General features: G+C 71.7%; 4 protein-coding genes and 2 pseudogenes. All 6 read left to right on the forward strand.

Annotated elements, in window-relative coordinates; translation table 11 throughout:
* Nucleotides 1–153: 153 nt before the first annotated feature.
* Nucleotides 154–1,392 (forward strand): PAS-domain containing protein, encoded by a 1,239-nt coding sequence (locus AC2W7M_RS20485; protein ID WP_486134477.1) that lies wholly within the window; start codon nt 154–156, stop codon nt 1,390–1,392.
* Entirely contained in the window at nt 1,290–1,841 is a 552-nt protein-coding gene (locus AC2W7M_RS20490) for a sensor histidine kinase (RefSeq protein ID WP_486134479.1), read from the forward strand. Before AC2W7M_RS20485 ends, AC2W7M_RS20490 begins: the two co-directional genes overlap by 103 nt.
* Before the next feature lie 48 nt (nt 1,842–1,889).
* Nucleotides 1,890–2,144: pseudogene (gene tsaE / locus AC2W7M_RS20495) on the forward strand (tRNA (adenosine(37)-N6)-threonylcarbamoyltransferase complex ATPase subunit type 1 TsaE); the annotation flags it as partial.
* A gap of 295 nt (nt 2,145–2,439) precedes the next feature.
* Complete coding sequence (locus AC2W7M_RS20500; RefSeq protein WP_486134481.1) at nt 2,440–3,402, forward strand: aminoglycoside phosphotransferase family protein; 963 nt, start codon at nt 2,440–2,442, stop codon at nt 3,400–3,402.
* A 17-nt stretch (nt 3,403–3,419) separates the two neighbouring features.
* A pseudogene (locus AC2W7M_RS20505) lies at nt 3,420–4,120 on the forward strand (nucleotidyltransferase family protein).
* A gap of 14 nt (nt 4,121–4,134) precedes the next feature.
* Nucleotides 4,135–4,378: hypothetical protein (locus AC2W7M_RS20510; protein ID WP_486134483.1), on the forward strand; the 244-nt coding region annotated here is incomplete at its 3' end.

Below are 4,378 nucleotides of genomic sequence, written 5' to 3' on the forward strand. Positions count from 1 at the left end.
ATTACGCCAATGCGGCCTTTCCTGCGCATGGTCGGCGCCGCCGCGCTTTGACGACGCGCAGACCGGCGGCCTCGACCTGCTCGATGCCAAGACCGCGCGGCGGCGGCCGAGCCGCCCGGGGAGACAGGGACCTTCCGCGGCCGGATCAAGGCCGTGGCGGAAGGCCGGCGCTGCCAGTTCGACGTCGTGGAGGTGTCCGGCCCGTTCGGCACCGCCGGCTGCGCCGTCGACGTGAGCGAGGCCGAGGCGGCCCGCGCCGAGACCGCGCGCACCATCGCCGCCCACCGGCGCACCCTCGACCAGCTCACCACGGCGGTGGCGATCTTCGGCGCCGATTCGCGCCTCGTGTTCCACAACGCCGCCTATGAGCGGCTGTTCGATCTGTCGCCCGCCTTCCTCGGTCAGCGGCCGTCGGACGGCGAGATCCTGGAAGACCTGCGGGTGCGCCGCATGGTGCCCGAGCAGGCGAACTTCCGCGCCTGGCGCGACGAGTTGAAGGAAGCCTACCGCGCCATCGAGCCGATCAACGACTTCTGGCACCTGCCGGGCGGGCAGATGCTGCGCGTGGTGATCACGCCCAATGCAGAGGGCGGCGTCACCTATCTGTTCGACGACCTTTCCGAGCACATGGCGCTGGAGAGCCGTTACAACAGCCTGATCCGCATCCAGGGCGAGACCCTCGACGGCCTCGCCGAGGCGGTGGCGGTGTTCGGTTCGGACGGGCGGCTCGACCTCTACAACGAGGCGTTCATGACGCTGTGGTCGCTGGACGCCCAGGTGCTGGGCGACAAGCCCCACATCGATGCGGTGGCCGCTTTGTGCCGGCCGCTGCACGGCGAGAGCCAGGCTTTCTCGCGCATCCGCGGCGTCGTCACCGCCATCGAGCGGCGCGAGCCGCTGAGCTTCCGCATCGAGCGGCCCGACGCCCGGGTGCTGGACGGCAGCGCCCAGCCCCTGCCGGACGGCGGCACCATGGTCACCTTCCGCGACGTGACCGACAGCGCGCTGATCGAGCGCGCCCGCGCCGAGCGCGAGCGGGCGCTGGTGGAGCGCAACGAGGCGCTGGAGGCGGCGGACAAGCTGAAGAACGCCTTCGTCGGCCACGTCTCCTACCACCTGCGCACGCCGCTCAACACGCTGGTGGGCTATGCCGACATGCTGCGGGAGGGCATCGCCGGCCCGCTCAGCACCCGCCAGCGCGACTATCTCGACCACATGCGCCAATCCTCGGATGCGCTGCGGGCGCTGATCGACGATTTGATCGACCTCGCGCCATCGATGCCGGCGCCATGGAGCTGGACTTTGCCGAGGTGGACGTGGCCGAGGCGCTCGCCGGCGCGGCCGAGGCGGTGCGCGGCCTTGCGGAGGAGGCCAAGGTGCGCCTCGTGGTGACGGCCCCCTCCGACGCCGGCCGATTTACCGCCGATGCGCGCCGCGTGCGCCAGATTCTCTTCAACCTGCTCGCCAATGCCATCGCCGTCTCGCCCGAGGGCGCGTCCGTGATCCTCGCCGCAGAGCGGCGGCCGGACGGCCTCGTGCTCAGCGTGCGGGACGAGGGACCGGGCGTGCCGGAGGAGGTGGCGAAGACCCTGTTCGACCGCTTCGAGAGCCGCAGCGCCGGGCCGCGCCATCGCGGCGTGGGGCTGGGCCTCGCCATCGTGCGCTCGTTCGTGGAGCTGCACGGCGGCGCGGTCAGCGTGAAGGCCGCGGGCGGGCGCGGCACGCTCGCCACCTGCCTGTTCCCGGTCCGCGCGCCGCGCGCGAGGGCGCAGCCGGAGAGGCCGCGGAATGAGCACATCCTTCCACCGCGTCCAGGGTCGGCCCAACGCCTTCGAGGTTGACCTGCCGGATCTGCCGGCGGTCGCACGTCTCGGCGAAGTTCTCGCCGCATGGTTCGGGGTGCGGGACGCGATCACCCTTCCGGCGACCTTGGTGCGGGCAAGACCGAGCTGGCGCGCGCCATCGTGCGCGCGTTTGCGGGCGAGCGCTACATGGAGGTGCCGAGCCCAACCTTTCCCATCATCCTCGGCTACGACCTGCCGCGCGGCCGCGTGGTGCACGCCGACCTCTACCGCATTTCCTCGGACGAGGAGCTGGACGAGATCGGCTGGGACGAGATCGGCGACGACGCTTTCCTGCTGGTGGAATGGGCCGACCGGGCCGGCGGCAGGCTCGCGCCGGAGCGGCTCGACATCGCCCTCGCGCCGGCGCCGGACCTCGGCCCGGAGGCCCGGCGGGCGTACCTCACCGGCCACGGCGCCGTCGGCGAGCGCCTGCGCCGGCTGGCCATCGCGGAGGAACTGGTTCAGGCGAGCGGCTTCGGTGCCGCCGGCTGGCGCTTCCTTCAGGGCGACGCCTCGGCCCGATCCTACACCGAGCTGGTGCTGCCGGGACGCAGCGCCATCCTCATGAACGCCCCCCAGCGGCCGGACGCCGCCGGTGGCGCGCGGTCGCTCCTACAGCCGCCTGGTCCACCTCGCCGAGGACGTGAAGCCGTTCGTCGCCATGGACCGGGCCCTCATTTCCCAGGGACTGTCGGCCCCCGCCATCGAGGCGGCGGACCTCGATGCCGGGCTGCTGGTGATCGAGGACCTCGGCCGCGAGGGCGTGGTGGCAGGCACGCCGCCCGCGCCCATCAAGGAGCGCTACGAGGCCGCCATCGAGCTGCTCGCCGAACTGCACGGGCGGGTCCTGCCCGATCTGCTGCCGGTGGCGCCGCGCATCGACCATGCGCTGCCGTCTTACGACAGGGATGCCTTTCTGGCCGAGCTGGACCTCATGCTGGACTGGTATCTTCCCTTCCGCGGCTGTCCGGTGGACGCGGTGGTGCGCGAGGAGTTCCATCTGCTCTGGCGCAACGCGCTGGCGCCGCTGCTGGCCGAGCCGAAGACCTGGGTGCTGCGCGACTACCACTCGCCGAACCTGATCTGGATGGAAGAACGCGAGGGCCTGCGGAAAGTGGGGCTGATCGATTTCCAGGATGCGGTGCTCGGCCCGGCGGCCTATGACGTGGTCTCGCTCACCCAGGACGCGCGCGTCGACGTTCCGGAGGCGCTGGAGCTGCACCTCGTCAGCCACTATGTGAAGCAGCGCCGCGCGCAGGATCCGAACTTCGACACCCGCAGCTTCGCCCGCTCCTATGCCGCCACGGGGGCGCAGCGGGCGAGCAAGATCCTCGGCATCTTCACGCGGCTTGATCGGCGCGACGGGAAGCCCCATTACCTGAGGCACCTGCCGCGCATCCGGCGCTATCTGGCGCGCAGCCTCGGCCACCCGGACCTGCGGTCGCTCAAGACCTGGTACGAGGCCGTGCTGCCCGTCAAGGATCTTGCCCGGAACGGCGAGGACGGCATGAGCGAGGCAGGCAAGGACCAGACCCCAGCGAGGGACGCCATCCCGTGACGCGCATCGATACCGCCATGGTGCTCGCCGCCGCCTCGGCACGCGGATGCGCCCGCTCACCGACACCCTGCCGAAGCCGCTGCTGAAGGTCGGCGGGCGGACGCTACTCGACCGCGTCCTGGACCGGGTCGCCGAGGCCGGCATCGGCACCGCCATCGTCAACGTCCACCACCATGCGGACCTGATGGAGGCCCACCTCGCGGCCCGCCAGGGACCGCCGCGCATCGTCGTCTCGGACGAGCGCGACGCGCTGCTGGAGACCGGGGGCGCCGTGGTGCGGGCGCTGCCGCGGATCGGCGGCAAGCCTTTCCTCTCCATCAATTCCGACACCATCTGGATCGAGGGCCTCAAGCCCAACATCCCGCGCCTCGCCGAAACCTTCGATCCCGCGCGCATGGATGCGCTGCTGCTGGTGGCGCCGAGCGCGCTCTCCATCGGCTATGACGGGCTCGGCGACTTCACCATGGACACCCACGGCCGCCTGGACCGGCGCGGCGAGCGCTTGGTCTCGCCCTTCGTCTATGCGGGCGCCGCGGTGCTGGCGCCGAATCTGTTCGAGGGCCTCGCCGAGGAACGCTTCTCACTCAACCGCGTGTTCGACGCCGCGGCGGAAGCGGGGCGGCTCTTCGGCATCCGCCTCGAAGGCATCTGGATGCATGTGGGCACGCCCGACGCCATCGCCCTCGCCGAGGAGGCGATCCGGCGCTCCAGCGACTGAGCGGGACCGCGCCGATGCCCCGGGTCCTGACCCTGCCCCCCTCCGCCGCTTTCCTGCCAGCTCTGGCGCAGGGCCTCCTGGACGGTGCCGTGGTGGAGGGGTTCGCCCGCGCGGCGATCCCCTGGCGCTGGCCCGCGCCACCGTCTTCCTGCCGACGCGGCGCGCCTGCCGGGCCTTTCGCCGACGCTGCTGCTCGAAGCCTCCGGCCGCGAAAGGATTTGCTGCTGCCGCGCATCGGTGCCGTGGTGGACGTGACCG

The sequence above is a fragment of the Xanthobacter sp. BG11Y11_SDJG genome (assembly GCF_057364445.1).